A 20,526-nucleotide genomic window follows, 5' to 3' on the forward strand; every position below is an offset into this window, starting at 1 on the left:
TTATGCTAATTTGTGCTACTGTAAACAGGTGTAATTCATAATATAAATTATAATGTTGATTTTAAATATCTTTCAAACTCTTCAGAAATATTATCCCAACAGTTATCAGCAACAACTGCTAGAGCTTTTTTACCCTCAGAAATTAGTTGATCATTTTCAATCAAGTTTTGTGCAGCTTCCAGTATTTCTTCCGTTTTCTCAGCATATATGACTCCATTATCATATCCAAATTCCTTTACCATTCCATAGAGTTCTGTTGATATTACGGGTTTCCCCATAGCCATATATTCATAGATTTTAATAGGAACAATGTATTTCATTGTGTCATTATTATAGGCTGGTAGCAGACAAATATCAACCGCTGAGAGGTATTTGGGGACATCATTGTAAGGTTGCCATTCAACCAAAATGATCCTATTATGATGGTCATGTTTGTTTATGATATCTTGAAGAGTATCCCACAGCTCACCATTACCAAGAATTAAGAGCTTTACTTTACTATGTTCTGGAAGCCTGGTGATTTCTAAAGCAAGCTCTTTAAGGCCTGAGAAAGTGTATAACCACCCCATAAAGAACAAAACTATTTCTTCATCCTTTATTCCATATTTATTTCTGATTTCATTTCCATCAGTATCAATTTTGAAGTGGTTGAAGTCGATACCTGTGCGTATTACTTCTGTTTTCTCTCTGTCAGCACCCATCAATATTGAGTATTCTCTGAGACCCTCGGTAACTGAAATAACTCTATCAGCCGTTTTCATGTTCTTTCTTTCAACATGAGCGGCTAGAGACTGGAAATAGCTTTGTGGAACAAGTTTATGCAAGACGTCCATAAGATAATACACAAATGGAATGTTGTTTTTCTTTGACAGTCTTATAGCAATATTAGCATTCAAAAGTCCCAAGCCAACGATAATATCTGGCTTAAAAGACTCAATTTGGTTTTTTATTTCTCTGTGATGTGTATATATCAAAGAGATGTAATTCAAAGCAGGAAGCTTGATTATGGGAGGTCTTATGACTGTTATATTTCCATTATCAATGGATTTGTGTTGTTTGTGGAAGACTTTTCTTTTAGAAATCAAACCCTTTTCAGTATTCTTTTCCTTCCAGAGAATCTCATAGTCTATTACCCTGATCTCATGACCTTTTGCAGAGAGCCTTTCCATTATATGGTGACTATTGTGTGGACCTCTTTCGATCCAATCTGATTCCTGGACTACAAGTATTTTCATGAATTCACAGTACCTTTTGCATGTTTTACTTAATCTGAAAAATAATATTTTTTCTTTCGGACAAGCTTGCTCATTCCAATAATCAACCGCAATACCCTATCGGATGTGTTTGTATCCTGGTATGCTTCCGGGGTTAAGAATACCACGTTCTCTTCAAATTGTTTCCTTACAACATCAATTGACTGAAGTATAGTCGAGGTATCCATACCCGTCAGGATAACATTACCTGTATCAAAAACTTCGGGTCTTTCAGTGCTTTCTCTGATAACTAATGCAGGTATTCCCAGAATGGCTGCTTCTTCATGTATTGTTCCACTATCTGACAAGACACAAAATGCATTTTTTTGTAATTTGACATAATCAAACATTCCAAAAGGCTTGTGGAAATTAAACAATTCATTATCAGATATTTCCAGCTGCTTAAGCTTTACATGTGTACGTGGATGAGTAGATATCACTAGTGGAAAAGCATATTTGCGTGCCAATTCCTCTAGAGTGTTGATAATATTCCGCAAATTGCGTTCGTTATCAACATTCTCTTCTCTATGAAAACTCAGTAAGAAATACTTTCCATTTTGAAGTCCCAATTCATCTAGTACATTTGAACTATCAATTTTATCTTCATGTTTTTCAAGGACTTCCCTCAGTGGAGAGCCTATCACAAAGATGCTGTCAGAATCAAGCCCCTCTCGCAGAAGATTTCTTCTTGCATGCTCAGTGTAGGGAAGATTTATATCTGAAGTATGATCGATAATCCTTCGATTTATTTCTTCTGGAACCCTGTCATCAAAACATCTGTTACCTGCTTCCATATGGAACACAGGTATTTTCATCCGTTTTGCAATAATACAGGAAAGAGCACTATTTGTATCACCTAATATCAGAATGGCATCTGGCTTTTCCTTTAAGAGAACTTCTTCTGTCTGAGCTACAATTTTCCCAATCTGACTCCCTATTGAATTGCTTTTCACATTCAAGAGATAATCAGGTTTCCTTATCTCAAATTCCTGGAAAAATATCTCATTTAACTCATAATCAAAATTTTGATTTGTATGAACAAAAATATGATTAGTATGGAGCCTTAACCATTTACTCTAAAATCTCTTTTATAGCCAATTAATACATTATAATGTATTTATTCATAATAAATTTACTATATTTGACTTTAAAAACGAAATTGAACACTAATAGAAAGGATTATGCCTAATTAAAGCATTATTTAAGTTGTTACCCAAAAATAAGCTCTATATAGGCATAACCATGTTTACAATAATCTCTAAAGAATATAAAATTTATGCATTACAATTCAATGATTTTCCTCAAATATCGAGCAACATAAAAATTAGTTTGAAAACTCTAAAAGGGCAGAAAATATATCAGAAATTGTTTGGCAAATTCGCAAAACCAATTGCAAAAGCACTTAAATATAGATCATTTTATTTAGATCAATCTTTTTTAAGCGATTATTCACAACCAATTGAGAATAAAGAATCAAGAGATTCCATCATCGACCAATTCTTACACAATCCGGAAAAATTTAAAATATCTGTTGTAAGTGCAGATGTGAAAAGTAAAAAATGCAGACTTGCATCAAACCGGCGCTTGTTGCATATATTCCAAAGAATGATCACTGATTTTTCACGAGAAAATATCAATATTATCAAAAACAAAATCAAATTGCCATATAAAAAGCTTCCAAGAACCACGAATAATTATGTCGAAGGTAATGAAGATATACCTTTAAACCAAATAATGGCCTTTAATTCTTATGGAAACTTCAAAGGATATTTGAATCATCTTTTTGTCTTAAACCCTTCTGTTGATGAATTTTATGATTCTATTCAAAAGGATATGGCATACAAACCACAATCAGAAGTTTTGAATATGAGAAACATTGTTAAATTGGAAATTGCAAGATGTAAACTTGCTTATCCTAATATTGAAGGCTTTATAAGAGATTATAATCAAAATAGAACAATGAAAAAGGAAATAGGAATTCACAACAATGACATTTTATCATTATCATCTTACAGAAGAGGTTTAGATAAGGTTTCAGTCCATCTTTTGAAATATGCACAACTATTGATCCAGGAATGCAGAGAGCTGGGATTGATCGCTGATAAGATATGGACATGGGATAGACGTTTTATCAAATGTAATTGCAATGGAGTTAAAAATAGATCAACAGGTCTGACTTCAGATCCTGATTCTGGAAAATATGTGAAAAGATCAGGAGCATATAATATATTGTCAGGAACTGGATACACTGATACTTGTATTGTAGATTCCTTATTTGGATTGCCAGTATATTGGGATGCAGTTGATGCAAGTAAAAATGATAATACTGTATTTCAGGAAACGGTTCGAAACTTTGAATTACCAGAGTCAAGAAGGCCAATTATTCTATTGGCAGATGCAGGTCCAGATAGCTATAGATCAAATATTGAAGTCATTAATCGGGGGATAATTCCAGTAATAGCTGCAAGATCCAATAGTGTGGGAAATATTCTGAAAAGTGATAGGGGTAACCATTTCAGAGCAGATTTCATTCCAAGAAAATATCATCCTCTTCTTCAAAAAATATATGACATAAGGACTACAGTCGAACGTAAGAACTCATTTGAAGTTGTTGGGTATAATCGCTCAAAAACGCTGACTAGAGGCATAGAAGCTGCAAGGATGTTTGTGACCATAGGCAACATTGCTGCATTATTGACAGCATTAACTGCTTTCAAAGTACAAAGAAATGATCTTATAAGATCACAAAGTGCTTTTAGAAAATTCGAATTTTAAGTCATTAAAAGCAAATTTTAAGGAAAAGAAAGGATAAAAGAGATTTATTGTTAAATTAAAGAGTAAAGAGCATTAATGGTTAAGGCTCTATGCCTATCCAATTTTTTGATAATTTCTGATAGACGGATCAATTCCGGGCGTGTTCCAAGAATTGTCATAACCTTTAATTCAGCCAAGATATCACCATTATGAATAGTTATTATATGCTTGAAATTTTTGCATCATCATTAATCGAGAAATTATAATCATAACTGGCCAATTCCTCTACCATCTCGATTATTGATGGTATGTTATTATATCCGGCAAATTCCCAGATATTTTGATTCCGCACCTTATTCTGCGTTGAGATTGTTCTGTCTATTGATATCTTTGTTTCAACAGGCAGTATTGAGAGATCTTCTCTTTTGTATATTTTAGCAAAAGCTTTGATTAGATCAAATTTTGTGATCTCGTCATTGGGTATGACATGTTGAACATTCGATAATTCGATATCATTTCTTATAATTCCATAACATATCTTGGCAAAATGCAATGTTGTGATTCCATTCCACCTATGGTTTATAAACCCATTCAGTTGCTCATTAGGTGGCTGGCCCAAAAACCACTCCAGTAAAGACTTAAATTCTTTAGGTTCTGGACCTATAATTGAACATCTAATATGATGAACATTTGGCGCATGCACTTCACCTAAGCTTTTTGTCTTTCCGTATACATCGTGAGCATCATGAACATCTGTTTCAACATAACTTCCACGATTCCCTGAATATACGCAATCGGTTGCAATCTGCAATATCTTTGCGTTGTTTTCTTGAGCTTTTTGGGAAAGAACGTAAGGCAATATACTGTTAATCTGAATTGCTCGCTGTACCTCAAAAGCATTATCATCATGGATCAATGGTTTTATTATTCCAATTGCATTGATGATCCATTCGTTTCCATTAATTACATTTAGGGCTTCTGCAAGATTAGGGGAAGTCGCATCAAATACCTTCCAATTTACATTTGGAAATTTATCGTTTAGCATCTCTGCTGTTTTTTTGTTCCTGACAGTTGCTGTAATGGTTATATCTGATTTTTTCGAGAGATAATCAACAAGCATTGATCCTAACATACCCGTGCCACCGAGAACAACGACGTTTTTGTGCATGATCCATACTTCCTTACAAATATTACAATATTTCTGCCAGTTTAATAAGGTCTAATGTTTCTTGAGCATTCAGCATTCTCGTGTTAGCAGATGTAAATGACTCTGGCATTGTAACATCTTCACCATGATAGAAGAAGTCCCCGATATTTGCAGTCAGTTTAGGAATTTTCATATAATCAATTCCACTATCAGTGAAACTGACTGCTCTATGTATCTCTTCTGGTGTAAGAAGAGCTTCATCCATCTTTTCTCCGGGGCGGATTCCAATTATTTGCTTTTCAAAGGAATCTTCAAAATGTAGTTCCAATGCTTCAATTATAGTGCTTATTGTTGCTGCCGGAGGCCTTATTACAAAAAGATCACCGCTTTCTCCAACCTCAAGACATTTTTTTGACAAAGCAACCGCATGGCTCAAAGGCAGTAAAAACCTTGTCATACTGGCATTAGTAATAGTAAGTGGAAGACCTTCCTTTATTTTGTTAATGAACAGAGGTATTACAGATCCTCTTGAACCAATCACATTTCCATATCTGAGATTTACACATACTGTATCGCCTCGGTGAGCAGACATCAGTTTTTCAGCCATTGCTTTGCTCATTCCATAAGCGTTAATTGGATAAACAGCTTTATCTGTGCTTAAATTGATTATTTTTTCTACACCGCAGTATTCAGCCGCCTCTATAACATTTTTTGTACCTAAAATGTTAGTATTGATAACCTCTTCTGGGAAATTCTCACCTGTTGGAACATGCTTCAACGCAGCAGCATGCAAAACATAGTCAACGTCCTGACAATAATCTAACAATTTTGCTTTATCTCTTATATCTCCAACAACATATTCGATATTATTGTCATTTCTTTCAACATACATGTCGTGCTGCTTTTTTTCATCTCTGCTGAAGACAATGAACTTAATATCACAATCTTTTGAATAATCGATAAAAGCATTTCCAAAAGAGCCAGTACCACCAGTAATAAGAATGTTTTTGTTTTTTATTCTTTTCATGTAAATCCCATCACCCGGATTTTTTAATATCATTAACAAAAAGAGCTAAAGAATTCAATATCAATCCACTGAACAAACCAAAAATTCCAACTATGATAAAGGTCATTGACAACAAAGCTTTTCCTATCCAGAATGAGTTTATTACGGTATACCCGTAAATTGTCCAGAATCCAAATCCAATACCACCAAGCAAACAAATCAATCCAGGCACCCCGAAATATAACAAAGGATGCTTTCTCTGGAACTGATTAATAATAGAATTCAGCACCGAAAACCCATGCTTCACCGGATTGAAAGTAGACCCTTCAACATCATACCTGCACGTTATCGGCACTTCAGTGACCGTAAATCCAGCTGCTGCGGCATCGTGGATCATCTCGGACTCAACGCCCATGCCGGCGTTGTTGAACTTGAAGACGCCGAAGGTCTCTTTAGCAAAGGCGCGGAAGCCGCTCTGGGAGTCGTTGAGTTTTACGTTGGCGGTCATGTTGGTGGCGTGGGTTAATATTTCCTGGCCTAAGCGGCGGTATCTGGGAACTGACACGGTGTGGCCTTTGAGGAATCTGGCGCCATTTACTATGTCGGCCTGCTTCCATAGGATCGGTTCTATGATCTGGGGGATCTCGTCGGGGCAGTGCTGGCCGTCGGCGTCCAGGGTGACCAGGATGTCTACCTGTTTGTGCTGGGCCCAGCGGAAGGCAGTGCGAAGGGCGGTGCCTTTGCCGGAGTTCTGCTCGTGGCGGATGACGGTGGCTCCCATGAGCTCGGCTACGCGGGATGTGCTGTCGGCGCTGCCGTCATCTATTACAAGAACTTCGTCCACATGCTGCTTCGCCCGGGCGATAACACTCCCTATGGCTATCTCCTCATTGAACGCTGGTATCACAGCTACTATTGTCATTATATGATCCTACCACCACTTTTATCGGGTCATACGCTTGCAGTAACTGAAAAACAGACATAGGGCTATGCAATATCTGTACACAAGCGTTTCTGATATCCGATACACTGTATAAGTATTGTTTCTTGCATATAAGAGTTTCTAATTCTTACTGTGAAGTTTTGTATATTAGAAAATAAATAAAAGTGGTATAAAAAAAGGAATATTTGTTCGGTTGTACACGAATAGAATAAGTAGGTAAAAATAATTAGCAGAGAGCATGGTCTTAAAATTACCAGAGAGTGGGCGTGCCAGGGGCGCGGGTGCATGTCAGGTATGGGCACTTGGTGCTGGGAGCCATGCCGCCGGACAGCATGTGGAACTCTCCTGCAAGCTTCCTGTGGCCGCTGCTGGGGTGGGAGTTTGAGAGGAGGGCATCATACGGATCCTTCTGGCAGTTTCTGGGCGGGGTCTACGGCAGGCTCGGGGACATTGCTGATCCGGCCATACTATCGCTGGTCATGACCGAGATCTTCGGGGTGGTCGTAATGGCGCTGTTCGGGCTGGCCTGGGTGAGAGGCAGGATGAAAATGATCAAAAGGATAAAAAGGAGGAAAGGGATGGAAGAGATGGAAGGCAGGCAGTGAAACTGCACAGCTTAGCCGTCCACATGATCAGGCGAGGATCTCTTCTGCACGGGCGCCGGACTGGGGGCGAAAGGAAACATGACCACATTCACAGGCTCCTGCAGAAAAGACACGATACTTGCCGCAATACGTGCCACCGCCGTTCTCGGTGCAGGTCATAGCCTTAGGATCTGCATGCTCACAGACATTGTAGTATTTGCACTTCATGATGATTCCTCTGTAATTAAATATAATTGGTAATCAAATATATAGTTTTGTAAATATAATTGTGCATCATGTAGCAAGACCGGTGCAGATGGTATAGAAGGGACATCTGTGTGCATCTGCGTTTATCTGCGGTTCGTTATTAAAACTAGAACCACAGATGAACACAGATAAACGCAGATGAGAAGAAACGATATCTGCGAGCATCTGCGTTTATCAGCGGTTCGCTATTAACTAAAGCCACAGATGAACGCAGATAAACACAGATGAGAAAAACAATATCTGCGTGCATCTGTGTTTATCAGCGGTTCGCTATTAACTAAAGCCACAGATGAACGCAGATAAACACAGATGAGAAAAAACAATATCTGCGGGCATCTGCGTTTATCAGCGGTTCGTTATTAACTAAAGCCACAGATGAACGCAGATAAACACAGATGAGAAGAAGCAATATCTGCGTGCATCTGCGTTTATCAGCGGTTCGCTATTAACTAAAGCCACAGATGAACGCAGATAAACACAGATGAGAAGAAACAATATCTGCGTGCATCTGCGTTTATCAGCGGTTCGTTATTAAAACTAAAGCCACAGATGAACGCGGATAAACACAGATGAGAAAAAACAATATCGGCGTGCATCTGCGTTTATCAGCGGTTCGCTATTAACTAAAGCCACAGATGAACACAGATAAACACAGATGAGAAGAAACAATATCGGCGTGCATCTGCGTGTATCAGCGGTTCGCTATTAAAACTAAAGCCACAGATGAACACAGATAAACACAGATGAGAAGAAACAATATCGGCGTGCATCTGCGTGTATCAGCGGTTCGCTATTAAAACTAAAGCCACAGATGAACACAGATAAACACAGATGAGAAAAAACGATATCTGTGTGCATCTGCTTTTATCAGCGGTTCGCTATTAACTAAAGCCACAGATGAACACAGATAAACGCAGATGAGAAGAAACAATATCTGCGGGCATTTGCGTTTATCAGCGGTTCACTATTGACTAAAGCCACAGATGAACGCAGATAAACACAGATGAGAAAAAACGATATCTGTGTGCATCTGCGTTTATCAGCGGTTCGCTATTAACTAAAGCCACAGATGAACACAGATAAACACAGATGAGAAGAAACAATATCTGCGTGCATCTGTGTGTATCAGCGGTTCGCTATTAAAACTAGAACCACAGATGAACGCAGATAAACGCAGATGAGAAAAACAATATCGGCGTGCATCTGCGTGTATCAGCGGTTCGCTATTAAAACTAAAGCCACAGATGAACACGGATACACTCACCTCCTACGGAGTTGAGTGCCTGCTAAACAGTCGTTTAGCAGATAACACAGATGACAAATCAAATTAAAAAAGTTTTTAAACTTAAGATTGAATCACCTCAGGTAATATACCCAATGATAAAAATTAAAGGAAGTTTAACCTGTGGACGTAGAAAATGATCGGTTGAATGATCTAACAGACACAATACTAGGTGCAGCATTTGAGGTTAGCAATACAATTGGCGTTGGTTTCCTTGAAAAGGTCTATGAGAATGCCCTGAACCTGGAACTTAACAGGAGAGGATTGAAGACCAACCAACAGGCACCTTTGAATGTGTATTACAAGGGAGAAATAGTCGGTAATTATTTTGCGGATATCCTGGTAGAAGATCAGGTTATTATCGAACTTAAAACCGTAAAAGATTTCGATGACATTCATGTGGCACAGTGCTTGAACTACCTAAAAATAACAGGACTTAGCATCTGTTTATTAATAAATTTCAACAAACCAAGAGTGCAGGTTAAAAGAATAATCAATTCAGTATGATGAACTATTTCGTAAAAACCGCAGATGAGAAAAACAATATCTGCGTGCATCTGCGTGTATCAGCGGTTCGCTATTAACTAAAGCCACAGATGAACGCAGATGAACACGAATACAATACAACCGCACGCCTCAGGCGGCGCATTCCATCACCGCATAACACACTCCGCAAGCATCCATAAATTCTGTACATTGAGATATTCTTAAATAAGAACGTGGCATATTTTAGAATATGCAACATTGCTGTAAGTTCTCTGCAGTCATTCATAAAGAAGGGGATTGGTATGTGTCATGGTGTCCTGAACTGGATATAGCCAGTCAGGGAAAGGATGTGGAGGAAGCCATTTGCAACCTTAAGGAAGCCGTAGAACTTTATCTGGAGGATGAGGAAACTACGATAGTAGAGGTTGATTCGATCCTTACCACCACTTTTGAGGTAGTTTATGACAGTCATTCCCATTCTGTCAGCACATAAGGTGATCAAGGCCCTGGAAAGTGCCGGTTTTAAGGTCGTATCACAAAAGGGAAGCCACATCAAGATGGAAACTCCTTAAAAAAAGTTCAGTGTCATAATACCAAACTATAATGAGATTCCGGTTGGAACATTAAGGTCCTTAATACGCCAGTCTGGATTGACACCGCAAGAGTTCCTGCAGCTGCTCTGACCAGGCATTTCTCTGCCATCATCAATGCTATTCAGACCACCATTCCCTTTTCCATCAGCTTTGTTGTCACTGATAGGTCCAGAAAGGAATATAGGATGAAACGGGGACTCTAAAACAAAAAACAAAACAACCACCCACCGCAGGCGGCACTGTCCGCCATCACTGAATAAAGTTATACTTTATTGCCATAACAATAATTGTGTACACAATAATGTTTAAAACCTACCGGAACAGATCCACAACCTGCAAGGTGCCATCATCAAGATCTTTAACACAACCCAGAAATAATCACAGAACTAAAACAACCACCCGCCGCAGGCGGCCCCTTCCATCGTCAACAAGCAACACACTCCGCGACCAAACCAAAGATCAGCACGTATACAAAACAACAGCCACAAACCCCCGATCCAGTAAAGCCGTCTTTGGCCTCATCCCCAAACCCAGCAAAGTTCATTCAAGCAACCATTTCCATACAGGCCTCACGCTTATTTTCCTGCCATCCATTTCAAGCGCGTCCTGCGTATCTTCCGTGAGTATGAGACCTTCTTTCAGCCCGTACTTTTCCATAGCTTCCAGAAGTCCTGATATCTCTCTTTTTTCATTTGATCTTTCCATTCTCTGAGCTACCTGTATTGCTTTTATGATATGCCCCTTCTCCATCAGTATGAAATCACACTCATTCTTATCCACGTGGTAATAGATATCATGACCCCTGTTTTTCAGTTCAAGGAATACAATATTCTCAAGTATCTTACCTGTATCCTTTGAGAATTTAAAGGCAAGAATGTTCATCAGTCCTGTATCTATGATATAGACTTTCTTCTTTGAATATATCTGTTTTTTAAGAGAGTAATCAAAAGCATTGATCGTGAAGGTCAGATAAGAGTTTTCCAGATGATCTATGTAATTTTTCACTGTGGTCTGGCTGCCGATGCCCAGGAGGTTCTTTAACCTGTTGTAACTTAGCTCAGTTCCGGGGTTAGTTATCAGATAGTATGCAAGAGATCTTATAGCACTTTCGTCCTTAACCCCATATCTTACGATTATATCCCTGTACAGGATATTATCATAGAGGTTCCTGATCATGTCTTTATTTCCGTATTTATAGTACTCCGGAATGCCTCCATTTTCAAGATACTTACTGAATTCTTTTTTTATCCTTGCCCTTTCCTCTGTAAGATAAAACTCCTTTTCGGTTTCAATGCCCTTTGAGCCTATCAGTTCTTTAAAAGAGAAGGGATAGAGTTCGAGTTTAACATGTCTTCCGGTAAGCTTTGTTCCCAACTCCCTGCTCATCAAAGAAGAATTTGAACCGGTGATGTAGAATTTGAAACCCCGGTCATACATCCGCCTTACGAATGCTTCCCAGTTGGGTATGTTCTGTATCTCATCAAAGAAAAAGACCTTGCTCTCCTTTGATGTTTCCAGGAATGATTCATACAGGGCATTGAAATCACCTACTTTGAAGTCAAGCAACCTTTCATCTTCAAAATTCATGTAATAGATGTTCTCTTGCGGGTAGTATCTCTTTTTTATCTGTTTTAATAGAGTGCTTTTACCCGCACGCCTGAGACCCGTAATAACAACTATATGAGGAATTTTGGAGTAACTGTCTATTTCCTCAAGCTTCTGGCGTCTTATTGTCTGAATTTCCCTTTCAAACTCCTGCTTTTGCTCTTCTATGAGCTCCTTTATCTGTTTCGTGTCCATGAATTACATTCTGCGATGAATGCTTATATATATTTCCATTTAAAATGGAGAATATTACTGATAAATTGCCATCATTAATAGAAATTATAGCAATAATATCTCTATTTAAAATAGAGATATTCCACTTCAAAGTACATTATACGAAAAGCCTATACGCATATCGACCAAAACCATCCCGCCGCAGGCGGTACAGTCCACCGGTAATCAATAAAAGAAGCGTCATTGGTAGCAAGGAACACAATTGAACTACCGAAAGTAAATAAAAAGAAAATCAAATACAATATATGCATGCAAAATCAATTTTTAATATACATCTATACATCTCTGGAGGAAATAGTAGATGGATAATAGATTTGACCTGGAAAGCATACTGGGGTCATTAAACCCGGAGAAATTACGTGACCTGGTAAAGCATCTCATGGAAAATAATTCTGATGTACGTCATTTGACCCTTGAATGGTACAGAAAAATGCATGAAATATCGGATGGTTCATTGCCAGATGAAAGTCCTTATCATGTTGATGATGAACTGCTGATGGAATACTGGAGCTATGCAAGTTGTATAATATCCGAATTCAATGAATACGGTGGCGGCGATGAGGAAGAAGAGGATGAGGCATATGAATGGCTTAACAAAATATCTGACCTTATAGAGGAAGGGAACATATCTCATGATACGAAGATCGCTTTTATGGAGGAAGCCTTTGTAGAATACGACAAATACAACTCTGGTTATGAAGACAGCCTTGCAGAGATCTTCTTTGAGCTTTGCCAGACAGATGAGGAATGGCGTTATCTGGTAACTAAACTAAGAAGATGTCCATCTGATTGGAGAAACAAGCTCGTGATGGACATCCTCAGGGACAATCTTCAAGATGATACGGCCTATCTGGAGCTTCGGCTGAAAAAACTTGAGTACGGTAATGACTACTGGGAACTGGCCAGTTTCTATGATGAGAGGGGAAACATGGACAAGGCGATCGAAACTGCAGAAATGGGCCTGCTGGAAGGGAAAGGCCGTCTCACTGAATTGTTTGTTTTCCTGTTCGAACATTATGCACAAAAGGAGGACATTCCCAATGCAGAGCGTATAGTTCACAGAGCCCTGGAATTAAAGCATGATGAAAAGATAATGCTTGATAATCTGTTTGGGTATTACCGGTCTCAAGGAAACTATCAAAAGGCCAGAGATGCTCTTTTGAAGTCTTTTACATATGCTGGTCGTAGTGAGGAATACAAAGAGTATCAAAGGATCAAGACTTATCTTAAAAATGATGACTGGAGTGAAGTCGAACCAGAATTATTCAGCTCTCTGCGGGACAGGAATATGCTTGCATACCTACGGATCTGTATGGATAAGGGCATGAAAGAGGAAGTGATCAGTAAGCTTCTGGCTATACCAAAGGCACCTGACAGATGGGATTACCTCAATGATTTTGATAAACTTGCTCTTGAACTGAAAGCAGAGTACCCAAAAGAAGTAATTGAATACTACTGGAAAAAAGCCTATTGCAATGTTCCCGGAGGCACCAGAAAGACATACAGGATCGCTGAAGGCTATCTGGAAATAGTAAGGGACATATACGTTGAGATCTTGCAAGACAGGCCTGCATGGGATAACCGTTTCAACTCCCTGAAAGCCGAATTCAAAAGCAGGCCCGCATTTCTTGATGAGGTGAAGGGGTTGTAGGAGTAAAAAGAAAAAATCCCTTGATCAACCCATAACTCTTTCTATATCCTGTAGTGAAAAAAGCATACTCTATGGATAATTTGCATCGACATACGAAGAGGCCTGGTCAAAATTACTTTTCTTTAGAGGTACTTTTAGCGGGAATGACCTTTACCTCGCCATTAGAGAAAATAAGGATTTAAAATCCATGAAAAAACACACAAAGGAAAGAACTGAAACACACAGTAAAACGAACGAATATAAAAGTTACCTGACAATGATAAGCCAGGTCCCAAAATCCATAATACCATATGAAAGATGAACTTACACGGCACAAGCCCTTTGAAAGGTCAAAAAGAGATCAGCTCATCATCTTTGCCTTGATCTGAGCCAGTTCATGCTCAAGGACAGAGATCCTTTCATCAAGATGGGATCTGAGATCATCCCGGTTAAGTCGAACCTCAGAAGAGATCTCAATTCTGCTTTTATCGACCTTATTTCCCACTATTTCGACCTTATCACCAACAACATCGATCTTAGTTCCAAGACCAGCTACCTTATCACCAACAACATCGATCTTATCACCAACAACATCGATCTTAGTTCCAAGACCAGCTACCTTATCACCAACAACATCGATCTTACTTCCAAGGTTTGAATTCATCTCACGCATATACCTGGCAGCAGCATCCATCCTTTCATATGTAGCTACGGTTAGATCCTCTTCCCTGATAATATCAAATGTATCGTACTCATCGGTCGGCTCTTTGAAAACAACATCAACATTCTTTACCTTAATAGGATATTGCACTATGTTGACTTTATCAAGTAATACCTTAATGTTACTATCCTCACCCTCACAGATAACCTTCACAGTCCCGTCGTCCAGATTCATGACACGTCCATTAAGGTCCAGATCAAAAGCTATCTCATCAATAAGATCCCTGAAACCTGCCTTTTGAACCCTGCCATGTATTATGATCTCTGCACGCTTCTTCATAAGAGTTAATTTTTCCTGAAGCAATATAAACGTTATTATCATACCTCATTAACAATCCAGAAATAATCACAGAACTAAAACAACCCCGGCGCAGGCGACACCTTCCATCGTCAACAAGCAACACACTCCGCGACAAAAACAACGATCAGCACAGATAAAAGAACAACAGCCACAAACACCCGATCCCCGGCAACCATCACTCTATTCTGCTTCCCCTTTGCTTTAAAAGATCAAATCCCTTACCCGTAGTCCTGTACTTCTGGAGCCTGCTCCTTGGTTTTTCGGGTATCGTATAATCCAGCAGATCATATCTTATCAGCTCTGCTATGGCCTTCTTAACACTTCCCGAAACTTCCGAATGCCCCAGCATCTGCACGATCTCTCTTTTCGACTTTGGATCTGTGGTGCATTCGGATAATATCTTCACCTGTGTATCTGTTATTTTGACCTGGGCCTCGACTTGGGCCTCGGAGTGGATCCTTAAAACAGTAAGAAAGTAACTTCTCTCGTCATCCGTCTTAAAGACAGGCTCAGGAGATCCGTTGTTCTGCAGTGCCTTTCTTATCTTCCGAAAACCAGTGTTCCTGCCTTCTGTCAAATGCAATTCCTTGAGGAAATCCCCTATTATCCGGTTCCTGTATCTTCTTGAATCTGCGTTACCTGCTAAACGGATGTTTAACAGGCACTCAACTCTGTAAGAGGTGAGTGTATCTGCGGTTAACTATTGAATAAAACCACAGATGAACACGAATACAAAACAACCACCCGCTGCATGCGGCACGTTCCATAGTCACTGCAATAAACAAGATCTATAACATACCGATAAAAGAAAGTATACTGTTAACAAAAATAAAAGTAGTGAACAATCACCACTTATAATCAATAAATGCCGCTACTATATGATGATAATGATTATAATTATATAAGACTGATTGAATAAATATATATACCAAGCTCAAATAAGCATATAGACAGCTAATCCTATGCATTGCTGTCTGTGCCCTTAACCATATGGCTGCAGTGCATTTTAGATTTCAGCCTGGTGGTATTAGAATGAACAAAAAAATCGATCCCAAAAGTAGTTCCAACAAAAGGATAGTATCCTTTTTTGTTTTAACCCTGCTTTTCTTTACACTTATTGTTGCAATGAGTGGATGTATAGATGGTGACGGCCAAACAGCCGGTACTGAGGACAGTATCGGTCAGACAGAAGACACAGATACAGACGAAGCTGATGAAGATCCGGCGGAGCAAACATTCATGTCCCCGCAGGACCAGGACCTGGAGGAACAGGAGCCCCTGGAACAGGAAGAGGACACATTCACGGTCAGGGTAAGCCCGGGAAGTGGTTCCCGCAGCAGCTCTGGAAGCGGAGCCAATCCTGCAACCCCGGTAACCTCCGGTGGTACACTGGAGCTTGACCCATCTTATGCAAACAACAACACCGATGCTGACATAACGGTGATCTACAGGGTCGGGGAGAATATAACAGACGGCATGGTCAGCATAGGCATAGCAGCCCAACTCACAGTCAATGAAACACTGGACAACCTTTCTATTGCAAACGGGCCCTGGACCACAGTCCTTGGCAACAGCAATGCATCCTATGATGCAAACAACATAATCACGATAACAGACCTCAATATAAAAGAAAATGAAACGATAAAGCTGACACTTGCAACACAAAGCATTGACCTTGCGGGCAGCTATGATTTCACAGCCGCTGCAAAGAACTCAGGCAAGGACATCAGCAATCCGGTTACTGCAACCCTTACTATCTATAATGATGACTCAAAGCTCAAAGCCCTGACAATATCCCCGGGTCTGCTGGATCCCGCATTTGCCACCGGCACGGGCAACTACGCGGCCAGTGTGGACTATGACGTGGAGCAGCTGATCATACAAGCCATACTATCCGATACAAATGCAGGTCTGATGGTAAACGGCATCATCACCTCCAGCGGTGACATAACACCGGTCATACTCAACGGCCCCGGAGAGTACACTGAAATAGCAATAGATGTCCTGGCAGAGGACAACGTGAGCTTCAGCAACTACACCATCAATGTAAGCAGGGCGATCACCCCGCACATACAGGATACCGGTGTAAGCATAACAGAGGGCAGTGTGATCTTTGGATACAGCTTCTATAACGAGACCGGGGCATTGCTCACATACGCCGATGCAACTGCAAGCCCGTATCTGCTAAACAGCACAGCTTCAACCGTGACCCTGATAAACCAGACCGGTGCAGCAAGCAACGCGATCCCTCTTGACTCAATGGGTATTGATGCATCCGGAAATGTGACATTCCATAACCTGGCAGAAATCGCAGCTGCCTTCAACATAGCCGACATCATGCAGTGGGATCACCCGACAACCGTCATACTGGACCTCAGAGGCGGACAGGGCCAATACACCTGGACCCTGCAGGAGACCATAACCCTTACACCGGCCGATATAGCTGCCTTCACATCCATAATACCAGGCAGCATCACAGGCCAGGTCACAGGCACAACAGCTGTCCCTCTTGAGAATGCACTGGTGCAGCTGGAAGGCATGCCACAATACAGCGCAAACACTGACGCTTTTGGTATCTACACCATAGAGAACGTCCCTGCAGGCAGCTACAACGTAACGGCCGGCATCGCAGATCACAAGAGCAGTACACATGAACAGGTGGTCGTGCTGGCAGCCCAGCCAACAACAGGTATTGACTTTGCACTGACAAGCACCAACCCGGCCCTTGCTGCCCTGCATGTCAACCCCGGCAGCCTGGACCCCGCCTTTGACACACAGACCGGCACTTACAATGTAGCAGTAAGCCACACAGTGGATACGATACAGCTCACAGCCATCCCTGCAAACCCACAGGCAAACATAAGCATAAACAGTGATCCGTACACCAGTGGTGATATAAAGACCATTGCACTGCAAGCCCCTGCATCCTCAACCGATATCCTCATCCATGTGACCGCCGAGGACCAGACAGGCACCCGCACGTACAATGTCACGGTCAACCGGGCAGCAGTGCCGGAATACACTGTAACTTTCAACGTTACAGATGGCACAGATCCGGTCGCAGATGCGCAAATACTCATTGACAGCCAGACCCTCACAACCGACGCATCCGGTATTGCCAGCATGGATCTGATAAACGGCAGCTATGAGTACAATATCACAGCCCATGGCTATTATGCTGAGCAAGGCACTGCTGTGGTATCCGGTGAACCTTTGGAGATACCTGTCAGCATGAACACCGTACCGGTCATACAGGACGCCAGTGTGAGTATAACAGAGGGCAGTGTGATCTTTGGATACACCTTCTACAATGAGACCGCAGCATTGCTCACATATGCCGATGCAACGACAAGTCCGTATCTGCTCAACAGCACAGCTTCCACCGTGATCCTGGTAAACGGGACCGGTGCATCCAGCGATGCCATTTCACTTGGATCACTGGATATTGATGCATCCGGAAATGCTGAATACAACAACCTCAGCGAATTTGCAGCTGCCTTCAACATTGCCGATATCATGCATTGGAAACACCCGGCAACCGTCATACTGGACCTGAGCGGCGGACAGGGCCAATACACCTGGACCCTTCAGGAGACCATAACCCTTACACCGGCAGATATCGATGCCTTCACATCCATAATACCAGGCAGCATCACAGGCCAGGTCACAAGCACAGCAGGTATACCCCTTGAGAATGCACTGGTGCAGCTGGAAGGCATGCCACAATACAGCGCAAACACTGACGCTTTTGGTATCTACACCATAGAGAACGTCCCTGCAGGCAGCTACAACGTAACGGCCGGCATCGCAGGCCACAGGACCGATACAGACCAGAATGTTGTTGTCCTTGCAGCCCAGCCAACAACAGGTATTGACTTTGAACTGGTACCTATATACACTGTAACCTTCACTGTCAACGACGGCAAGCTCCCGATCGGGAATGCACAGATAAAAATCGGAGGTCAGATCCTGTCAACCAGCGGAGCCGGTATAGCAGCTATTGATCTTGCAGACGGTATATACAACTACAATATCACAGCCAGCGGATATTATCCTGTGGAGGAGGATGTAACCGTATCCGGTGCACCAGTTGATATAACAGTCAGCATGGACACCGTACCTGCAATAAAGAATACAGATGTGAGCATAACAGAGGGCAGTGTGATCTTTGGATACGCCTTCTACAACCAGACCGGTGCATTGCTAAGCTATGCTGATGCAACGGCAGACCCATATCTGCTCAACAGTACAGCTTCAACCGTGACCCTGCTAAACCAGTCAGGTGCACCCACCGCTGCAATTTCCCTTGACTCCCTTGGTCCGGATGCATCGGGAAACACAACATATGAGAATCTCACTGAATTTGCAGATGCATTCAGCATTGCCGATGTCACTCAGTGGAGCCATCCAGCCAGTGTCACACTGGACCTGAGCGGCGGACAGGGCCAATACACATGGACCCTGCAAAAGACCATAACCCTCACACCAGCAGACATCGCTGCCTTCATGTCCATGGTAAGCACATCCCCGGAAGGGGACCTGCTTGATGCTGCTGCAGGTTCGGACTTTATAGGAGTGCTCTTTACCAGGGACGGGGACCTCTATTATAAGCAGCTTGGATCAGATGAGACCTGGTCCTCTGAGACCCTTGTCAATGGATCTGCCAGCGAAGGAAAGATCGTTGTTGACAATGAAGACAAACCACACGTTGCTTATACCACAGACAGCGGAAATATCGCCTACAGGACAATGGATTCTGGTGTGTGGACCGACACACTATACATAGGATCAAACCATGCGGGCGAATGTTATTGGCCAGACATAGATGTTGATTCAAGTAACGCTCCACATATAATATATATCGATACAATGGGCGATACTGCCGGAACAAGAAATCAACCGGATCTCATGTACGCCTCCCTGAACAATGGGGATTTCAACAAGGTGCTTTTGGCAAGTGGAAATTATGATAGCTATTGGAAAGGCGGTTCTTACCCGGGAGAAAAACCCCCGCAAATCGCAATGGATGATAACGATAACAGATATTATCTGTATCAATGGAGATCATATAGCCATGATATGAATGTATTCCATGATAGAGGAATCGATGTTGTAGGGGCAAACACCCAAAGCCTGGGAGATGTCGGTAGCAATACCAATAGATTTGATATCCACGACCTGAAGATCGTTGATGGCAAGCTCTATGCCCTCTACAGGAACGGAGCCCAGATAAAAGCCAGTGAGATGACCATCGATGCAGCCGGACAGATGACCTCATCTGTTGACAAGGTTGTCTTTGATGCAGGCTCTGCCTACTCACTTGATGTCGCATCCAGTGATATCGTCATCGGCAGCAAAGACGGAAATAATCTGAGAGCCCACTACAACAATATCCCGCAGACATTCACTGAGATCGATGTCAAAGGTGAAGCTGTCGCAATTGTACACCTGGGAGGAAGTTTCTATGCCGCCTACACGGACAATGAGGACGGCATCATAAAAGTACAGGAAGTTCAGTAACCTGCCGGTTAAATCTCCAAACAGCCCCATTTACATGGGGTTACTTTTTTCTTTTTTAGCTAAGACACAATTGTTTTCACTGATGCACTCAGTCCATAACAACAAAAAATGCATATAAAACAAAACAACCACACGCTGCAGGCAGCACATTGCACCATCACCACATAACACACCCCGAGTCCGTCCACAAAACCTCTACAT

General features: G+C 41.4%; 16 protein-coding genes. 7 read left to right on the plus strand and 9 right to left on the minus strand.

Going from position 1 to position 20,526, the window contains the following annotated elements:
• Positions 1-47 precede the first annotated feature (47 nt).
• Positions 48-1,235, minus strand: coding sequence for a glycosyltransferase (locus V7O64_RS03115; protein ID WP_407356576.1), 1,188 nt, complete (start codon positions 1,233-1,235; stop codon positions 48-50).
• A gap of 29 nt (positions 1,236-1,264) precedes the next feature.
• Positions 1,265-2,299, minus strand: coding sequence for a non-hydrolyzing UDP-N-acetylglucosamine 2-epimerase (wecB, locus tag V7O64_RS03120; protein ID WP_407357248.1), 1,035 nt, complete (start codon positions 2,297-2,299; stop codon positions 1,265-1,267).
• A 160-nt stretch (positions 2,300-2,459) separates the two neighbouring features.
• On the opposite strand from wecB, the gene V7O64_RS03125 reads away from it, so the two are divergent.
• On the plus strand, positions 2,460-4,028 hold the full coding sequence (locus V7O64_RS03125; RefSeq protein WP_407355124.1) for a transposase: 1,569 nt from the start codon (positions 2,460-2,462) through the stop codon (positions 4,026-4,028).
• Positions 4,029-4,227: 199 nt separating this feature from the next.
• Here the strand turns inward: V7O64_RS03125 and V7O64_RS03130 are convergent, their stop codons facing one another.
• The 3 genes from V7O64_RS03130 to V7O64_RS03140 are packed head-to-tail and all read right to left on the minus strand — an operon-like array spanning position 4,228 to position 7,082.
• Entirely contained in the window at positions 4,228-5,175 is a 948-nt protein-coding gene (locus V7O64_RS03130) for a sugar nucleotide-binding protein (protein ID WP_407356577.1), read from the minus strand.
• Positions 5,176-5,197: 22 nt separating this feature from the next.
• A complete protein-coding gene (locus V7O64_RS03135) occupies positions 5,198-6,214 on the minus strand; it encodes a polysaccharide biosynthesis protein (protein WP_407356578.1) in 1,017 nt (338 codons plus the stop codon).
• Entirely contained in the window at positions 6,192-7,082 is an 891-nt protein-coding gene (locus V7O64_RS03140) for a glycosyltransferase family 2 protein (RefSeq protein ID WP_407356579.1), read from the minus strand. Before V7O64_RS03140 ends, V7O64_RS03135 begins: the two co-directional genes overlap by 23 nt.
• Positions 7,083-7,420: 338 nt before the next feature.
• On the opposite strand from V7O64_RS03140, the gene V7O64_RS03145 reads away from it, so the two are divergent.
• Positions 7,421-7,708 (plus strand): hypothetical protein, encoded by a 288-nt coding sequence (locus V7O64_RS03145; protein WP_407356580.1) that lies wholly within the window; start codon positions 7,421-7,423, stop codon positions 7,706-7,708.
• A gap of 27 nt (positions 7,709-7,735) precedes the next feature.
• Here V7O64_RS03145 and V7O64_RS03150 read toward each other — a convergent pair whose 3' ends face one another.
• A complete protein-coding gene (locus V7O64_RS03150; protein ID WP_407356581.1) occupies positions 7,736-7,915 on the minus strand; it encodes a hypothetical protein in 180 nt (59 codons plus the stop codon).
• Between the two features lie 1,444 nt (positions 7,916-9,359).
• Between V7O64_RS03150 and V7O64_RS03155 the strand changes: the two genes are divergently transcribed.
• The 3 genes from V7O64_RS03155 to V7O64_RS03165 all read left to right on the plus strand — a co-directional run bounded on the left by V7O64_RS03155 (position 9,360) and on the right by V7O64_RS03165 (position 10,294).
• On the plus strand, positions 9,360-9,743 hold the full coding sequence (locus tag V7O64_RS03155) for a GxxExxY protein (protein ID WP_407356582.1): 384 nt from the start codon (positions 9,360-9,362) through the stop codon (positions 9,741-9,743).
• A gap of 229 nt (positions 9,744-9,972) precedes the next feature.
• A complete protein-coding gene (locus tag V7O64_RS03160; RefSeq protein ID WP_407356583.1) occupies positions 9,973-10,215 on the plus strand; it encodes a type II toxin-antitoxin system HicB family antitoxin in 243 nt (80 codons plus the stop codon).
• Complete coding sequence (locus V7O64_RS03165) at positions 10,184-10,294, plus strand: type II toxin-antitoxin system HicA family toxin (protein WP_407356584.1); 111 nt, start codon at positions 10,184-10,186, stop codon at positions 10,292-10,294. The genes V7O64_RS03160 and V7O64_RS03165 overlap by 32 nt, the downstream gene beginning before the upstream one ends.
• A gap of 561 nt (positions 10,295-10,855) precedes the next feature.
• On the opposite strand, the gene V7O64_RS03170 is transcribed toward V7O64_RS03165, so the two are convergent.
• Positions 10,856-12,115, minus strand: a complete 1,260-nt coding sequence (locus V7O64_RS03170) for an ATP-binding protein (protein WP_407356585.1) — start codon at positions 12,113-12,115, stop codon at positions 10,856-10,858.
• Positions 12,116-12,455: 340 nt separating this feature from the next.
• Here V7O64_RS03170 and V7O64_RS03175 point away from each other — a divergent pair, with 340 nt between their 5' ends.
• A complete protein-coding gene (locus tag V7O64_RS03175) occupies positions 12,456-13,805 on the plus strand; it encodes a tetratricopeptide repeat protein (RefSeq protein WP_407356586.1) in 1,350 nt (449 codons plus the stop codon).
• A 340-nt stretch (positions 13,806-14,145) separates the two neighbouring features.
• Here V7O64_RS03175 and V7O64_RS03180 read toward each other — a convergent pair whose 3' ends face one another.
• Positions 14,146-14,784: an acylphosphatase gene (locus tag V7O64_RS03180; protein WP_407356587.1), complete on the minus strand. Its 639-nt coding sequence runs from the start codon at positions 14,782-14,784 to the stop codon at positions 14,146-14,148.
• A 196-nt stretch (positions 14,785-14,980) separates the two neighbouring features.
• A complete protein-coding gene (locus V7O64_RS03185) occupies positions 14,981-15,466 on the minus strand; it encodes an ATP-binding protein (RefSeq protein WP_407357249.1) in 486 nt (161 codons plus the stop codon).
• A 371-nt stretch (positions 15,467-15,837) separates the two neighbouring features.
• On the opposite strand from V7O64_RS03185, the gene V7O64_RS03190 reads away from it, so the two are divergent.
• A complete protein-coding gene (locus tag V7O64_RS03190) occupies positions 15,838-20,325 on the plus strand; it encodes a carboxypeptidase regulatory-like domain-containing protein (protein ID WP_407356588.1) in 4,488 nt (1,495 codons plus the stop codon).
• The last annotated feature ends 201 nt before the right edge of the window (positions 20,326-20,526 follow it).

Source organism: Methanolobus sp. WCC5 (assembly GCF_045690325.1).
In the GTDB taxonomy this organism is placed as follows: Archaea; Halobacteriota; Methanosarcinia; order Methanosarcinales; family Methanosarcinaceae; genus Methanolobus.